The sequence below is a fragment of the Yersinia rohdei ATCC 43380 genome, assembly GCF_000173775.1.
GTDB classification, from domain to species: domain Bacteria; phylum Pseudomonadota; class Gammaproteobacteria; order Enterobacterales; family Enterobacteriaceae; genus Yersinia; species Yersinia rohdei.
This window is the reverse complement of the sequence record NZ_ACCD01000049.1, coordinates 1-16,611: the sequence shown is the minus strand read 5'-3', so window position 1 is coordinate 16,611 and position 16,611 is coordinate 1. Positions and strand designations below refer to the sequence as shown.

Here is a 16,611-nt window from a genome sequence, read left to right as displayed (position 1 = left end):
AAGAGCAGTGGCATAGTTAGACCTAATAATTAGAGGATGATAACGATGAAACTTCGAGTTCTTTCCCTGCTTGTTCCAGCCTTATTAGTTGCAGGTAGTGCAGGTGCAGCTGAAATTTACAACAAAGACGGCAACAAACTGGATCTGTACGGCAAAGTCGATGGTTTGCATTATTTTTCTGATGATAAAAGCAAAGATGGCGACCAGTCTTACATGCGTTTTGGCCTGAAAGGCGAAACACAAATCACTGATCAACTGACCGGTTACGGCCAGTGGGAATATCAGGCGAATTTAAATAAAGCTGAAGATCAGGATCAAAACAACTTTACTCGTGTTGGTTTTGCGGGTTTGAAATTTGCTGATTACGGTTCTTTCGACTACGGCCGTAACTACGGTGTGCTATACGACGTAACTTCATGGACTGACGTACTGCCAGAGTTCGGTGGCGATACCTACGGTGCAGATAACTTCCTGTCACAACGTGGTAATGGCATCGCGACTTACCGTAATACCAACTTCTTTGGTCTGGTAGATGGCTTGAACTTTGCGCTGCAATATCAGGGCAAAAATGGCAGCGGTACTGAAACCAACAATGGCCGTTCTGTACAAGGCCAAAATGGCGACGGCTACGGTATGTCTGTATCTTATGACTTAGGTTGGGGCGTAAGTGCTTCAGCAGCAATGGCTAGCTCTCTGCGTACTACTGAGCAAAATGAGCTGCAATATGGCCATGGCGATCGTGCTGATGCTTATACCGGTGGTCTGAAATATGACGCTAACAACGTTTACCTGGCGGCTAACTATACCCAGACTTATAACCTGACTCGCTTCGGTGACTTCAGTGGTAATGCTGCAGATGGTGCTGTTTACGGTTTCGCAAATAAAGCACAAAACATTGAGTTAGTGGCTCAGTATCAGTTTGATTTCGGTCTGCGTCCATCCCTGGCTTACCTGCAATCCAAAGGTAAAGACCTGGGTAACGGCTATGGTGACCAGGATCTGCTGAAATATGTTGATGTTGGCGCGACTTACTTCTTCAACAAAAACATGTCCACCTATGTTGATTACAAAATCAACCTGCTGGACGAAAATAACTTTACCAAAAACGCGGGTATCAACACTGATGATATCGTAGCTGTTGGTTTGGTTTACCAGTTCTAATCCTGATTATTGGATAGGTTCTGATAAAACGCGGTCAATTGGCCGCGTTTTTTTATGTCTGCATTTACCACTGCCGCATAACAACTTTATTAAAATTCGCTTTCTTTTTGACCTAATTGACTTTTTTTGACCAATGTCAGAATAAAATTTGACCAAACAAACTTAATTTCTATTTTTCATGCATCAAACACTAGACATATCATTACGATAAGATGATAATGCTGCCCATTGGAAGGATGGCCGAGTGGTTTAAGGCAACGGTCTTGAAAACCGTCGACTGTAACAGGTCCTAGAGTTCGAATCTCTATCCTTCCACCAAATTATCAGCCCAAGCTTATTGCAAGCTTGGGCTTTTTTGTTTTTATACTAAATAGCCAAAACTAGGGCTGTTTCTGAAATAACCTTATCTACTCACAGTGAATACCGACTTGCGTGAGGTGCTGGTTGAAACGATCACGGGTTTGTCGCAAAAATAGACCTTTGGTGCGCGGTACTACCCAACAGGGCCGATCAGCAGTGGTAATGTCGATGCAACGGCCAATTTTATGATTTCCTATGAGTAAGCCCCCACTATATTGGCTGTCCGCAAGGGTAAATAAGGCGACAGGGTACTTTTTTACCTTAGCAGATAAATAATTTGCTGATTACGCTTGATTATTTGTTCTGAATTGTACTATATTGCGCTCCACGGAAAACGAACCACCTTCCGAAAAGTTTCGCCGGCATAGCTCAGTTGGTAGAGCAACTGACTTGTAATCAGTAGGTCCCGAGTTCGACTCTTGGTGCCGGCACCAATTAAAAGCCCCGCAATCTGTATAAGATTGCGAGGCTTTTTGCTATTGTTTTTAACCGATTGGTTTTAAATGATTGGCTTTATACCAGCATATGGGGAGGGTGCCCCGCAAGCCAAATAGCGGCAGTTGGATATCTGCCGCCGATTAATTAGCTGTTTTTTGCCAACTGAGCAACGAGTTGATTAACGCCATTGCTCATATTAGTGAATTTAGTCAATTGGGTTCGGGTGACCACCACGAAAACCCCAATGTTTTTCTCCGGGATCATCGCCATATAGGTAATAAATCCACCGCCTCCACCAGTTTTTTGCATGATACCCGGCAGTTCATCATTGGGAGCCATATAAACCCAGCCTAACCCCAGCGCATCTGCCTGACCGGCAACATCCATGCCTTTTAATGAAACTAAATCGCGACGTTGGAAATACATAGTTTGCTCGCGCTTGGCCGAATTTTTGCGCGCATTATTATCCGAAGATAAGAATTGCTGCATCCAGCGCTGCATATCTTCAGGTGTCGAGTAAACCCCGCCACTTCCTGCGGCTGCGGTGGTATTTTCACAGCGACTGCTGCCCACGCCCACCATCAAGCGGCTACATTGTTCTGCCGTGGGGGTGAGGGTGGTATTACGCATTCCCAGTGGTGCGGTGATTTTATCCCGCAACAGACTGGTATAAGGTTGCCCAGAGGCCCGTGACAGCGCATCAGCCAGTAAATCGTAGGCTAAATTGGAGTAAGCCGCTTTGACACCCGGTGGCACAGTGACATTCGCCTGTTTAAGCCACTGCCAGCGATTATCTTTGGTCGGCCAAGTAAATACCGGCCTTTTTTGCGGGCCGCCGGGTTGCTCACGCGGCAAGCCACTGGTGTGGCTGGCCAGATTCAGCAAGGTAATTGGCTGCTTAGTATTATAAGCAGGGACGGAGGCCCCTTTAGGCGCATATTTTCGCAGTGGGTCAGTCAATTTTACTGTGCCATCTTCGGCCATTTTGACCATCACTTCGCTGGTCATTAGCTTGGTAATAGAAGCAATACGAATCAATGAGTCAGGTCGTGGGCGAAGATTATTACCCGGCTTTGTTTCACCAAAACTGCGGTTAACCACTTGATTATTATCGATTACCACCAGTGCCATCCCCATAGCACCACTGTTATAGAAAATATGTTCGGCATATTGATCAACAACTTGTGATGTCAAAAGCGCGGAATCAGCATGGCTTTGCAAGGGGATAGTGAATAGTGCAGCGGCCAGCAATGGGGTGGAAAAATGTTTCAACAATCTTTTATCCATATTCAAAAGCACAATAGGTGGTCGTAGGCTTATAGTAATCGGATATTTGTATAAAACGTGCTGAAATTTTCAGGCTGACGAATAATTTACATTACAGGGTGTTCTTGCAGTCAGTAGGGCAAAATAAAATAATAAAAAAACCGCACCGGGGTAGGGCCGATGCGGTTTGTAATGAGAGGGTAATTAATTAGCTTTCCGTCACCGGTTTAGCCACGATATTTGAGGATTCTTTCATACCCAGCGGGTTATTACCCCAGCATTGTTCATACTTCCAGCCGGTGAGTTCTTCCGCAACAGCTCTGGCATGAGCGGGGATATCGGCCATCGCACCGCCACTTTTAATGCGGTCAATTTCTTCCAGTAGGATTTTGTGATTCTTACGATCCAGTTTCATCTGTGTGGTGTAATAGATAGCGACCAATGCCAATGAAACAACCCCGATGGCAAACACACCGACAATAGCTTGTACCGCCACTTCCGGCTGGCTTGATTGCCCGGAAATAAAGCCAAAGCGGCTTAATGTCCATCCCATAATGAAAACGATAATCGAACGTACCATTTTGCCGGCAAATGTCATGGCACCGGCATAGATCCCTTCACGACGACGGCCGGTTAAGACTTCGTCTACATCTGCCAGGAAGGTATAAACTGTCCACGGAATGTAGTAGATGCCACCGGTACTTAAACCGAATACAGCAGTAATGCAGAACAGCACAATCACGGTAGTGGCCTGCGACCAGCCGGTGAAATAGAGCGCGGCATAAGCAATAACACTGACAATCACGACTTGCAGGGCAATGCGGAATGGGCGCGCAAAGCCCATTTTGACGCAAATACCAATAAAGACAGCCGTAGAAATCAGCTGCATGATTGAGCTGAAACTATTGAGCTGAGAAACCAGTGTCGCGTCTTGCCCTAAACCAAAAATAATAAAGTAGGTAAATGCAGAAGCAAACAGCCATTCAGCACCAAAACCAAACAGATACATACCCAAGTGTTTGCGGAAAATACGCAGGTGGAAAGTTGATGCCATATCCACACACAGTTTTTTCAGGGCTTGACCTAAGCTGCTGGTAGTTTCTCTGACGACCTCACTGGCCGGACGTTCCCAGGATGAGCTGTACAGCCAGACCATAGCGCAGCACATAATCAGACCATAGGCGATACCGGTATACAGGAATGGCGTCGCCGAATCTTTACCATAAATAGCAATAAATTGACCGGGAATAAAAGCGGCTAAGAAGTTAGCAACTTTGCCAAAAATAGCTTTAGAACCCGTCAGTTTAGAGCGTTTAGCAAAATCAGACGTCATCTCGGTGGCCAGTGTTTCGTAAGGCACCATGATGGAGGTGTAAATCAGTTCAAACAGCGCGTAGGTCAGCAGGTAATACCAGAAACCAAAACCGCTCATCCATAGCATTGGATAGACCAATACCAGCGGGATCCCCAGCAAAATAAAGAAGCGACGGCGACCAAACATGCGGCCCAGGCGCGTGTTATAGAAGTTATCAGTGATATAACCCATTACTGGATTACTGATGGCATCGAGAATACTGGCGATAGAAAAGATAGTGGCCGCTTCTACGACCGACAGTCCGCAAAAGGTGGTATAGAAATACATTAACCAGGCACCGCTGATTGCCAGTGCCCCACTTCCCAGTAAGTTGGCGCTCCCATACGCCAATGTGTGTCTTGTTGTAATAGTTTTACTCATTTTTACCGCCACCTCAAATTAAAACAATGTTTCATTAATAATGGATTAGCGTTTCCTTTATAAAGGCATGGCGTTTATAAAAATGAGTGTTTGATCACGAAAAGGGACTTTGTGGCCTGAAACGGCAGGGATTAACAGTAGAAATTGATATGAATCAAATTAATTGGATAGGGAGATATTCAGCAAGAAAACAAAATATCCATAAACATGCCGATGAGAGATAATGCGCTATTACAGCAATCTTGAACGTGACAAGTGTTGCAATATGTTAATCGATAGGCTGAAATTTCAGCACCTGAATGAGGTTTATGGCTCATATTATGAAAGCATCAATATCTGATATGTGTTAATGGTTACATATCAGATAAATGTATTTTGGCTGCAAGAGTGGCTAGCGGTGAAGGATGTAAATGGTGAAGAAAAACCCTTATTATGATGCCAGTAAGCCACACCACACTGAGTTTGGATTCCAAAATCTGGAACCTGTCATCCATCATCCACAGGATTTAAAACGCTGGCGCGAAGAGCGCAAACGCCTGTCATTACCTAAACCTCCGCAGCAAGGATATGCGCAGTTTGTTACTGACTGGTGGCAATTAGCAGATTTTAGCGGGCAGCAAGATGCGCTATGGTGGCTGGGCCATGCTTCATTATTACTACGTGTTGGCGGGAAAACAGTCTTGTTTGATCCGGTGCTCTCTTGCCGTGCTTCACCCCTTAATTTTTACGGGCCAGCGCGTAGGACCCCGGCACCGGCCAGTGTAAAGGAATTACCGCATATTGACGTGGTGGTGATTTCTCATAACCACTATGACCACTTAGATGTCACCACGATCACCCAGTTATTACACCGTTTCCCAGATGTGATTTTCTTGGCCCCCTTAGGGTTAAAAAGCTGGTTTTTGCACCATGGTGCTGCCCATGTCCATGAATTGGATTGGTGGGATAAACACCTTGCCGCCGACTTTGAGTTTCATTGTGTTCCAGCTCGCCATTGGAGCATGCGCACCCCTTGGGATCGTAATCAAAGTCTGTGGTCTGGCTGGGTAGTTAAGCGCGATGCTATTAATTTCTACTTTACCGGTGACACTGGTTATTGCCAGCAACTGCCAATCATTGGTGAAAAATTGGGGCCATTTAACTATGCGGCCTTGCCAATTGGTGCGTATGCGCCACGTTGGTTTATGAATGCGCAACATATGGATCCACAGCAGTCGGTGAAATTATTCCAGCAATTACAGTCACCGGTGACGATTCCTATTCATTGGGGAGTCTTTGAGCTGGCTGATGAATCACTGGATGAACCGCCGCAACAGCTGAAGCTGGCGTTAAGTGAAGCTGGTGAACCACCAGATAATTTTATGCCGATTAAAATTGGCGCACGGATACTGTTGGAGTAGTGGGGGAGTAAGATGCTGGTAACAATATGAAACTAAAGATATTTTATTTCTTCCGCTAAGCTAGATGCGAAATGAATTCACCGCATCGGCCAAATTTTCCGCCTGGTTTTGCAATGTTGCGCAGGTTGCAATTGATTGCTAAACCAGTGCCGCATTGTGTGGCACTCTAGTATCCATTGCAGTACTGCACTATTTATTTTATCAATGCAGCTTATTTCATCAATGTAGCTTATTTTATCAATGCAGCGCATTTGCTCATCAGTGGTGGTGTTGATTTTTGTCAGCTGCCGTTATGGCGGGTAGTTACTGCTATCAGGGGGATATTGATACCTTAAATTGATAGGCGAAGGTTAAAAATAAAGTTGAAAACTAGTGGTTTTGGAAGGGGAGAATAAGCACCAATCCACGCGCGGCAAGAGTTAGCGCGGCGCAATGCAATGGTGCTGAATATTAGCTATCGCGGTTTCTTAGCGCTTAAAACTTATACTGCAAACCGGCAGAAATAGTTTTGTCTTGGTGTGATATACCCGCAGAGCGAGACTCGCTGCTTGCCACGCCAGTGGTGCGGTCAAATATTTGTGTCCCAGCTTTCGCTTCTGAGTATTTGTTCCAGCCAGCTTCAACCAAGAATTTAGTGTTATCAGTTATGTAATAACCGGCATCAATAGCAACTCCATAATAACATGAGTTCTTGCTGGTATCGGTGAATGTGGTATTGCGCAAGTGATGCTCATCAGTGCCGGTAGCTTTAACCCATTGGCTATATTTAACCGAGGTATTAAATTCAAAGCTTCGATAGCGATAGCTGCCTGCCAATCCTACATAGGGCATATCAAATTTTTGTTTATAACTGATTCCAATAATAGAATCCGAACCATTGAAAATATTCTTACCATTATCATAATTGAATTTTCCGCCATAAGCAGTCCAGCTGTTATTATAGCGCTGGTAACCAGACATCATGGCGATACGATAATTCTCTTGCTTTAAAAACCAAAATTTTGCATTAAGATCGATTTCATTAGCATAATTCAAATTGGTTTTGTCATGGTGAGACGAATGAGTCCACTTCGCTTGTTTTAAATCCGTCCAATCGTAGTCATCCATTGCCCCATCACTGGATGTCAAAGTACTCCATCCTTTGGCACTTAAGGTCAAGCGAGATAAGAAATCCCAAGATATATCGGCCTTAATAATTGGCGTATTTTCTGCTTTCCAATCTAATTGGCTTAATTTATGACCATTTTTTTCCTGCAAATAAACCAACTCTTTTGAGTCTGAATTTAATAACCCTAGCGAGGTACTAATGGTCAGATTATTGTTGGTGTTACTTTGGTAGCTAGCTACGGCGGTATGACACACCATAAGTAACGCTAGCGCACTAGCGCTTTTTTTTGTGGCAAGAGTGATATTCATTATTAACCTTTAAGCTGTTTAAATTTCTATAAAGAAACATAACATTGATAAAGTATTAATTTTTTTAATTAAAGGTTAAAAGAAAATCAAAAATATTATTTGTTATGATTTAAGCCGTTATCTGGCTTGAATCTGTCAGTGCTCACTAACTAACCATTGATCTGCTTCATCAAACATTTCTTCAACTAAACGATTAAGGACTGATTTTTCTTGTTTTGTGGCATCGGTATTGATGCCGTTAGCTTGCATCGGTTTGACCTTAACTTCTGCATCTGGAAATACCTGATGTACACGTTTAGTTAACTCTGTCTTAATCAATTCATTCGCGTTGGCAAGACCGGCGACATTTCGTTTATCGTAAATCAGTTCAACTCGCATTGCTTATTTCCCATCATTAAAACACTGTGTTAATGTACAGTATTTAGAGCATTAAGACAACCCAGTTTTCGCTATTTTAACGGCAAAAAAAGGTTAATATTTTTAGTGATATAAATAATAACCGTCAGTAATCTATTGGTTATTAGGTGGTGTTATCTTATATGAAATCAAACTAAAACTATTTAATGCATTGAATTTATACATAAAAATGCGCTCGTCATAATCATGATAAGTTTACCGATAGCAATATTACCTGCCCCTTAACACCCTGGCTTAGGTTGATGCAGCACATCAGAGTCTATTAACGGGGGAGTTGTACTGCATCTATAATGCAGAAAATGAGTCTGTCGCAGCATTAATTCCCCCAGAACTCTCCCTCGTTACTCTCCCCATTTCATGCTAAATTCAACTATCTCAGTCATTGCATGGTTTCAGGTAGCAGTATGTTTACATATAAAGAAATATCATCGCTAAACCAACTGGAATTGATTGTCTATAACTACATCATAAAAAATACTGACAAAGTGATGTATATGACTATCCGGGAGCTGGCAGATGCTGCGGGTGTTTCTACCACCACTGTGTTGCGCTTTTGCAAAAAAATGAATTGTGATGGTTATTCTGAATTCCGTGTTCGTTTTAAATTGTATTTAGAGCATGATGTAAAACCACCCGTGAGTTTTGGAATAAGTGAAATAATCAGTTATTTTAAAAGCATTAATAACAGCGAATTTGATGAGTTACTTGATGCTGCTGCGGCACAAATAGCCGCAACACGGCGGATTATTTTTGTAGGTATAGGTACATCAGGAGCATTGGGTAAATACAGTGCTCGCTTTTTCTCTAACATTGGGAAATATAGCACTTATATTGACGATCCTTATTATCCTATCAATAGTGATATGTATCAGGATGCTGTGGCGATTATTCTTTCGGTTTCTGGCGAGACAGAAGAAATTATCCGTATTGCTAATCAGTTTAGTTTGCAAAACTGCAAGATTATTAGCCTCACCAATAGTGATAATTCGACCTTGGCTAAAATGGCTGATTTTAATATATCCTATCATATGCCACCTATTGTATTAGAAGGGCAGTATAATATTACCACTCAAATCCCGGTTTTATATATTATTGAAACCATAGGTAAGAAACTTCCTCAGTTAATTAATATTAAAGCGCCCTAAAACAGGGTGTTTTTTATTTGTAACATATTCCAAATGGCGCTTTTTGTTATATCGTGACTTCACTTCTTTTTTTGTTAAACTCCAGTCTTAATCGGCTAAAAATATTAATAACAAGTCGATAACACGCTAATTATCTTATACTCAGTACCCGAGGCAGGAGACTAATAATGGCAATTGATTACGCATTGACCGCGAAAGAAATAATTAAGTATATTGGCGGTGATAACAATGTGATTACCGTCACACATTGTGCGACGCGTTTGCGTTTTATATTGAAAGATAATAAAGCTGTCGATAAGGAAAAATTAAACCGCGTTAAAGGTGTAATTACTGTTATTGAAGCCGGTGGGCAAATGCAGGTGGTCATTGGCAATCATGTTGGTGATGCTTACAAACATGTCACCAGTCTGATTAATATTGATGAAAGTGCGCCAGTTGCTGCTCCTAAAGTCGGCATCGTTAGCCATTTGATGGATATTATCTCCAGTATTTTTGCCCCTTTCCTTTATCCATTAGCTGCTTGCGGTATTTTACAGGGAATTATTTCCTTTCTTGCTGCCATTGGTTGGATGGATGCCGCCAGCGGTACTTATCGGATTTTAAACTTTGTTTCCTGGACGGGGTTCACCTTCCTGCCGGTGATGGTCGCGTTTACTGCTGCCAAAAAATTCAATGTTAATCCTTTTACCGCCGTCATAACTGCCTGTGCGCTGATCAGCCCTGATTACATGAATATGCTGACGGCCAACAAAATTGTTACTGTCAACTCGGCTGATCCTGCGATTCAACAACTGATGCATGAAGCGCTGAATAACCCGCAGGTTGCCCATATTCTGAATACCATCGCGGGGATACCTCTCTCTGCACCAACCTTAGATTTCTTCGGTATTCCCGTGCAATATCTGAGTTATACCGCCTCGGTTATTCCGATTATTTTAATGGTTTGGGCGATGTCTTATGTGCAGCGATTCTTTGAAAAAATCCTGCCGATGGTGGTGCGTAATTTATTTACCCCAATGTTCTGTATTGCCATTATGGTGCCATTAACACTGTTGGTTTTCGGCCCGGTAGGTAACTTGATTGGTGGGGCAATCGGCGGTGTTTATAACACGCTTTATAATCTTAGCCCCGCGATTGCTGGTTTTATGGTCGGAGCATTCTGGCAACCCCTGGTCACCTTAGGTGTTCACTGGGGCATTACTCCGGTCACCGTTGGCAACTATGCCACCTTGGGATATGACACCTTTACTGGCCTGCAAGCTTCCGCAGTTTTCGCCATGGCGGGCGCGATGTTTGGTGTTTATTTAAAAACGCGCAACAGTGAGATGAAAGGTATTTCATTGTCAGCAGGTATCACCGCATTATTCGGTATTACCGAACCGGCTATTTACGGCGTGGCATTACGACTCAAAAAACCTTTCTTATGCAGTTGTGCTGCCGGTGGGATAGGCGGTGCCATTGCGGGTAGTTTCAATGCGGTGTCGTGGAGTTACTGCTTGCCCGGCATTGCTGTGTTGCCGGTCTTCTTTAAAGAAGGCCATATGGCTCAATTCTTGGGTTTATTATTGTCTATAACCGTGGCTTTCGTGTTGGGTGCAGTTTTCACCTGGTTGGTTGGGTTCACTGACGAGCCAGAAAGTGTGGAAGATAAAGCATCAGAAGCGCCAATTGTTCAGGCGCAAATGAATCAGGGCTAGAATAATATTAATCCTCTGGCGGGTCTTCCCGCCATTGAATTTTATTTCCAGGGCGAATAATTGCCCAGAGTACTAAGGGAGAAAGTTATGAACCACAAACAATTACCGAAGGATTTTTTATGGGGCGGCGCAGTCGCAGCACACCAGGTTGAAGGGGGCTGGGACAAAGGCGGTAAAGGCGTGAGCATTGCTGATGTGCTTTCCGGTGGTGCACATGGTGTTGACCGTGTCATGACCGACGGCGTACAGGAAGGTTATCGCTATCCTAACCATGAAGCGGTTGATTTTTATGGCCATTACAAAGAAGACATCGCATTATTTGCTGAGATGGGCTTCAAATGCTTCCGAACATCTATTGCCTGGACGCGTATCTTTCCTAAAGGTGATGAGCAACAGCCGAATGAAGCCGGTCTGCAATTTTATGACGATATGTTTGATGAATTGCTGAAATACGGTATCGAGCCAGTCATCACTTTATCTCACTTCGAAATGCCGTGGCATTTAGTGAAAGAATACGGTGGCTGGAAAAACCGTAAAGTGGTCGACTTCTTCGTGAAATTCAGTGAAGTGGTGATGGAGCGCTATAAAGGCAAAGTCAAATACTGGATGACATTCAACGAGATCAATAATCAGCGTAATTGGAAATATCCGTTATTTGGCTATTGCTGCTCTGGTGTGGTATTCACCGAACAAGAGAATCCTGAAGAAACTATGTATCAGGTGCTGCATCATCAGTTTGTTGCTAGCGCCAAAGTGGTCAAACTGGGGCATGCCATTAATCCTGAGTTCAAGATTGGTTGTATGGTCGCGATGGTGCCGCTATATCCATTCTCCTGCCACCCTGATGACATGATGTATTCAGTAGAGGCTATGCGCGAGCGTTTCCTATTCGGCGATGTTCATATGCGCGGCTATTATCCTTCTTATATCTTGAATGAATGGGAACGCCGTGGTTTCACCATCAAGATGGAAGAGGGCGATCTCGAAACTTTGCGTGATGGTTGCGCTGATTATATGGGCCTGAGTTACTACATGAGTAACGCGGTTTCTGCGGTTAATCCAGGAAGCGGCAATTCACTTTCTGGCTTTGAAGGTAGTGTACCGAATCCACATGTAAAAGCCTCCGATTGGGGCTGGCAAATCGATCCTGTCGGTTTACGCTATTCACTGAGTGTATTGTATGAGCGTTATCAGAAGCCGTTATTTATTGTTGAAAACGGTTTTGGCGCCATCGACAAAGTGGCTGACGACGGCATGGTTCATGATGATTACCGCATTGCTTATCTCAAAGCACATATTGAGCAAATGAAAAAAGCGGTATTCGAAGATGGTGTTGATTTGATGGGTTATACCCCATGGGGCTGCATTGATTGCGTGTCCTTCACTACCGGTGAATACAGCAAACGTTATGGTTTTATCTATGTAGATAAGAATGATGATGGTACCGGTACGATGGCCCGTTCGCGCAAACTAAGTTTTGACTGGTATAAAAAAGTGATTGCCACTAATGGTGAAGCGCTTTAATTCTGCAATGTTGGTGTGATTCGGCAACGGTTTCACACCATATCCACCCCACGCAAACCCCACAAACAAAAAAACCAACCCTAACAGGTTGGTTTTCTTAAGGTATTTTGGTCGGCATGAAAGGATTTGAACCTTCGACCCCCGACACCCCATGACGGTGCGCTACCAAGCTGCGCTACATGCCGATGCTCTGGGATTTATACTACATTTTACAGTGACTAATGCAATACTGGACGCTGGCGTTTGCCGCTTTTTTAAGCTCACAGTGCGCGATTTTTAGAGTTAGTTCGCAATAAAACGTTTTATATCCGTCAGCACTTGCAATAATAGTGGGAGCTGAGGTTTTTCATCTTTGACCTCTTTACCTTTCTCATCATAAGTGCGGTATTGACCATTATTATCTAACACAACGGTTTGTGTTGGTGTAGTAATGACCAACATGCCGTTATCACCGGTGGCTACCCAATTATGGTTGCGTTGCGCAGCAAATAAATCTTCCCCTTGCGAATAATCCTCTGCTGCAGTTTTAACATGCAATAACCGCTGCATCAGAGTCGTCATGATATCTTCATGATTGGTAAGTTTATTCACCGCCTGCGCCGGTGTGCCCGGCCAATGGACAATTAACGGCACTTGTAGTTGTTGGCGATTAAAGCTACTACCTGCACCCCAATTATCATTGCCGTTGTCATTAAATTCGACACCATGAGCCGCAGTAATAATAACGACGGTTTTATCGAGTTGGCCGCGTTGCTTTAGTGTATCCAAAATGGAGGCAATCTGCTGATCGACATCTTTCGCCCCCGCCTTATAGTGGCGGATAAAATCAGTTGGTAATGCAACTTTATCCCCTTCGACGGGATCTTGTGCCTCAATTGCCCCATTCAAATTAATGTATGAGAACCAAGGTGCATTACTGGTCAATGTCGATAGCCACTGTTGCCATTGTGCTGTGGTTTCACTGTCGGCCTGTTCTGTGGCGGCAGGTAAGGTGAAATCAGATAACAAGGCCTGGCGGTAAAGTGGCGATGCAAAGCCGTCAGATGAGAATAAGCCAAACTGATAACCTTGAGCCGTCAACGCTGTCATGAAAGCGGAGGGCTTCCGGGCAGAGAGAATACCGTCCAGATAGGTTGGGGAAATACCATAAAATAGACCGAACAAGCCGGTATCCTGACGATTACCCGAACTGTAGTGTTTGCTAAATTGAATGTTAGCCTGACTAAACTCAGCCAATGCCGGCATATCTTTTTGCAGGCTATCGATACGGATACCATCAACCACGATCAAGAGCAGGTTATAACCACTGCCTTTATCGCTAAAAGTTATCGGGCTGAGTGGATATTCAACTGTCAGAGCATCGGGATTGCCTTGCTCCATCAAGCGCCGCTGGTATTCCTGTTGGTCAAGCAGGCCGTGTTTCTCAAGGAATTTACGGGCGGTCATTGGGTACGACAGCGGCAAGTTGGCGCGCTGCATACTGATCGGGCGATAGAAATTCGCATCGGCCCAGATATACATTAGATGTGAAACAAAGAATGCGGAAATGAATACCGCCACCAACGGTTTAACGAAACGTTGCCGATTGAGACTGCGTAGTTTTTGCCATGCCCAAGTGCCGAAAAGCATCTCGACCAGAAAAATGACTGGCACGGCAATAAACATTAATTGCCAATCACGTGCCAAATCGGTTTGATCCGGATTAACCACTAACTCCCAAACCACGGAGTTAAGGTGCAAGTGGAAACGGGTGAAAACCTCGCTATCTACCAACAGCAAAGTTAAACCGGTAGTCGCAAAAGCGGCAGAAATGAAGCGCAGTAGCCGTTGCGACATCACCACAAAGGTCAGTGGGAATATCACCAATAAATAGGCGGCAAAAACGATAAAGCTAAAGTGCCCGAGCCAACTGACAAGGGCATAGATGCGGCCAATCAGCGATGCGGGCCAATCGGAAACAAACAAATAGCGGCTACCCAGCACCAAGCTGAACAGGATATTAAACAAGGCGAACCAGTGCCCCCAGCTGATCATCTGGGAGACTTTTTCACGATAGCGCTGACGATTTGTCACCATATTGAGATAGCAGTCTTGGCCGATAAATTAATGAGCTTTATCTTCACGTACCGAAGCCTGCAGGGCTTCAGCGAAAGAACGTGCCAATACTTTGCGTTGCGCGGGGGCAATGCTGGTATTGATCAGATTTGTTACCATATTTCCCAAAACCATCAAAGAAAGATCGGTTGGGGTACGGTGTTTTTCTAGTACGCTGACTAATTCTGACAGCAATTTTTCAACGTGTTCGTCGCTATAACGGGATGATTGTGGCATAAAAATTGTGCTCAACACCTGATAAAGTCCCATATCTTACCGTATAGGGACGCGCTTTTCCGCTATTTTATAGCATTAAGAATCATTAGCCATTAATTGAGGGCGGCGAGAGCTTTTGGGTTGCAGCTCTCAGGCATCAGTGATTGAATACGCCCCTAGCCAAAAGGAGTATTTATCATGAGTCTGGATATTGACCAGATAGCCTTACATCAGCTTATCAAACGTGATGAACAAACGCTTGATGTGGTGTTACGTGATTCGCTATTGCCCGCCAATGCTGTAGTTGAAGAAATGATGGCCGAGTTGCATCGGGTTTACAGCGCTAAAAGCAAAGCTTATGGGTTGTTTAATGAGCAGAGTGAATTAGCTGAAGCACTGAAACGAAGCCGTAAGGGTGATGAAGACTTTCTCAGCTTTAGCCGCGCCGCAACCGGGCGTCTGCGTGATGAGTTAGCCAAATATCCCTTTGCTGAAGGCGGGGTGGTGCTATTTTGCCAATACCGTTATTTGGCGGTGGAATATTTGCTTATCTCGGTACTCAGCAGCTGTAACAGCATGCGGGTCAATGAACAACTGGATCTGAGCACCACACATTATCTTGATATAAACCGTGCTGATATTGTGGCTCGTATCGATTTGACTGAGTGGGAAAATAACCCAGAATCAACCCGTTACCTGACCTTCCTGAAAGGGCGGGTTGGCCGTAAAGTGTCCGATTTCTTTATGGACTTCTTGTCTGCGGCAGAAGGTCTTGATACCAAAGCGCAAAATCGCGGTTTATTACAAGCAGTTGATGATTACTGTGCTGATGCCGAACTCGGTAAACATGAGCGCCAGGAATATCGCCAGCAAGTTTATAGCTACTGTAACGAGCAGTTGCAGGCCGGTGAAGAGATTGCCTTACAAGAGTTAGCACAAGAGTTACCGACGTTGGGTGACAAAGATTTCCGTCAATTCTCGGTTGAACAGGGTTATGCCCTGGAAGAGAGCTTCCCGGCGGATCGCGGTACTTTGCGTCAATTGACTAAGTTTGCTGGCAGCGGTGGTGGATTGAGCATCAATTTTGATGCGTTGCTGTTGGGGGAGCGTATTTTCTGGGATGCAGCAACAGATACGCTGACCATTAAAGGCACGCCACCCAATCTGCGAGATCAATTGCAGCGCAATGCGGGTAAAAAGTAACAGTTTGCCGGGGATTTTTTCCGGTAAATAGCATTTAGCCAATAAAAAACGCCGCATAAGCGGCGTTTTTTATTTCGGCGTCCCGAATATCGAAAGCGACGCGATTAAACGCGAACGAAGTCGATATGAGTCAGTTTTGGCTTGAAAGCGTGACGCTGAACAGCCTGTACTTTAACTTTGGTTTCTTTACCGTCAACAACCAGAGTCAGTACTGAATCATAAAAGCCCGGTTTGATTTCAAGGTTTTTGGTGGTGTCATGGTCAAGAGCAATAGAGATTGCTGCTTCTGAACCACCGTAAATGATAGCCGGGAATTTATTTGCTGCACGCAGGCGGCGGCTCGCACCCTTACCCTGGTCGTTACGTACTTCTACATTGATAGTGGTCATTTTGTTTTCTCTTAAAGAAAATTTACCCTGCTACAGGCGACCCAGCAACAGGTTCGATACTCGTCTTTGATGGGTAAACCCAGAGCAAAGCGGGCGATATTCTAGCGAAGTCTCTACCAGACAGCAAACAATACTGTCCAAAACCTGCGT

13 protein-coding genes and 3 tRNA genes are annotated in these 16,611 nt (G+C 44.3%); 8 read left to right on the top strand and 8 right to left on the bottom strand.

The window, feature by feature from the left end:
* Positions 1 to 45: 45 nt before the first annotated feature.
* From YROHD0001_RS00620 to YROHD0001_RS0118875, 3 genes are all read left to right on the top strand, one after another.
* A complete protein-coding gene (locus YROHD0001_RS00620; RefSeq protein WP_004716803.1) occupies positions 46 to 1,161 on the top strand; it encodes a porin OmpC in 1,116 nt (371 codons plus the stop codon).
* 230 nt (positions 1,162 to 1,391) lie between these two features.
* A tRNA-Ser gene (locus tag YROHD0001_RS0118880) sits at positions 1,392 to 1,479 on the top strand.
* Between the two features lie 400 nt (positions 1,480 to 1,879).
* Positions 1,880 to 1,955 (top strand) — tRNA-Thr (locus YROHD0001_RS0118875).
* 148 nt (positions 1,956 to 2,103) lie between these two features.
* Here the strand turns inward: YROHD0001_RS0118875 and ampH are convergent.
* Together ampH and YROHD0001_RS00630 are read right to left on the bottom strand one after the other, a co-directional pair.
* Positions 2,104 to 3,246 carry a D-alanyl-D-alanine-carboxypeptidase/endopeptidase AmpH gene (gene ampH / locus YROHD0001_RS00625; RefSeq protein WP_004716802.1) on the bottom strand — a complete coding sequence of 381 codons (1,143 nt, stop codon included), beginning with the start codon at positions 3,244 to 3,246 and terminating at the stop codon, positions 2,104 to 2,106.
* A gap of 187 nt (positions 3,247 to 3,433) precedes the next feature.
* A complete protein-coding gene (locus tag YROHD0001_RS00630; protein WP_032818390.1) occupies positions 3,434 to 4,960 on the bottom strand; it encodes an MFS transporter in 1,527 nt (508 codons plus the stop codon).
* 410 nt (positions 4,961 to 5,370) lie between these two features.
* Between YROHD0001_RS00630 and YROHD0001_RS00635 the strand changes: the two genes are divergently transcribed.
* A complete protein-coding gene (locus YROHD0001_RS00635) occupies positions 5,371 to 6,360 on the top strand; it encodes an MBL fold metallo-hydrolase (protein WP_004716799.1) in 990 nt (329 codons plus the stop codon).
* Positions 6,361 to 6,834: 474 nt separating this feature from the next.
* Here the strand turns inward: YROHD0001_RS00635 and YROHD0001_RS00640 are convergent, their stop codons facing one another.
* Positions 6,835 to 7,776 (bottom strand): omptin family outer membrane protease, encoded by a 942-nt coding sequence (locus YROHD0001_RS00640; RefSeq protein ID WP_032818388.1) that lies wholly within the window; start codon positions 7,774 to 7,776, stop codon positions 6,835 to 6,837.
* Positions 7,777 to 7,911: 135 nt separating this feature from the next.
* Positions 7,912 to 8,154: a DinI-like family protein gene (locus YROHD0001_RS00645; RefSeq protein WP_004716796.1), complete on the bottom strand. Its 243-nt coding sequence runs from the start codon at positions 8,152 to 8,154 to the stop codon at positions 7,912 to 7,914.
* A gap of 443 nt (positions 8,155 to 8,597) precedes the next feature.
* Here YROHD0001_RS00645 and YROHD0001_RS00650 point away from each other — a divergent pair, with 443 nt between their 5' ends.
* The 3 genes from YROHD0001_RS00650 to YROHD0001_RS00660 all read left to right on the top strand — a co-directional run bounded on the left by YROHD0001_RS00650 (position 8,598) and on the right by YROHD0001_RS00660 (position 12,559).
* A complete protein-coding gene (locus YROHD0001_RS00650) occupies positions 8,598 to 9,338 on the top strand; it encodes a MurR/RpiR family transcriptional regulator (RefSeq protein WP_032818386.1) in 741 nt (246 codons plus the stop codon).
* Between the two features lie 167 nt (positions 9,339 to 9,505).
* Positions 9,506 to 11,035, top strand: coding sequence for a PTS transporter subunit EIIC (locus YROHD0001_RS00655; protein ID WP_004716794.1), 1,530 nt, complete (start codon positions 9,506 to 9,508; stop codon positions 11,033 to 11,035).
* 87 nt (positions 11,036 to 11,122) lie between these two features.
* Positions 11,123 to 12,559: a 6-phospho-beta-glucosidase gene (locus YROHD0001_RS00660; RefSeq protein ID WP_004716793.1), complete on the top strand. Its 1,437-nt coding sequence runs from the start codon at positions 11,123 to 11,125 to the stop codon at positions 12,557 to 12,559.
* A gap of 108 nt (positions 12,560 to 12,667) precedes the next feature.
* On the opposite strand, the gene YROHD0001_RS00665 is transcribed toward YROHD0001_RS00660, so the two are convergent.
* From YROHD0001_RS00665 to YROHD0001_RS00675, 3 genes are all read right to left on the bottom strand, one after another.
* Positions 12,668 to 12,744 (bottom strand) — tRNA-Pro (locus YROHD0001_RS00665).
* A 97-nt stretch (positions 12,745 to 12,841) separates the two neighbouring features.
* A complete protein-coding gene (yejM, locus tag YROHD0001_RS00670; RefSeq protein ID WP_004716792.1) occupies positions 12,842 to 14,635 on the bottom strand; it encodes an LPS biosynthesis-modulating metalloenzyme YejM in 1,794 nt (597 codons plus the stop codon).
* 27 nt (positions 14,636 to 14,662) lie between these two features.
* A complete protein-coding gene (locus YROHD0001_RS00675; protein WP_004389481.1) occupies positions 14,663 to 14,890 on the bottom strand; it encodes a YejL family protein in 228 nt (75 codons plus the stop codon).
* A gap of 177 nt (positions 14,891 to 15,067) precedes the next feature.
* On the opposite strand from YROHD0001_RS00675, the gene yejK reads away from it, so the two are divergent.
* Positions 15,068 to 16,072: a nucleoid-associated protein YejK gene (gene yejK / locus YROHD0001_RS00680; RefSeq protein ID WP_004716790.1), complete on the top strand. Its 1,005-nt coding sequence runs from the start codon at positions 15,068 to 15,070 to the stop codon at positions 16,070 to 16,072.
* A 104-nt stretch (positions 16,073 to 16,176) separates the two neighbouring features.
* Here yejK and rplY read toward each other — a convergent pair whose 3' ends face one another.
* Positions 16,177 to 16,461, bottom strand: a complete 285-nt coding sequence (rplY, locus tag YROHD0001_RS00685) for a 50S ribosomal protein L25 (RefSeq protein ID WP_004716789.1) — start codon at positions 16,459 to 16,461, stop codon at positions 16,177 to 16,179.
* Between the last annotated feature and the right edge of the window lie 150 nt (positions 16,462 to 16,611).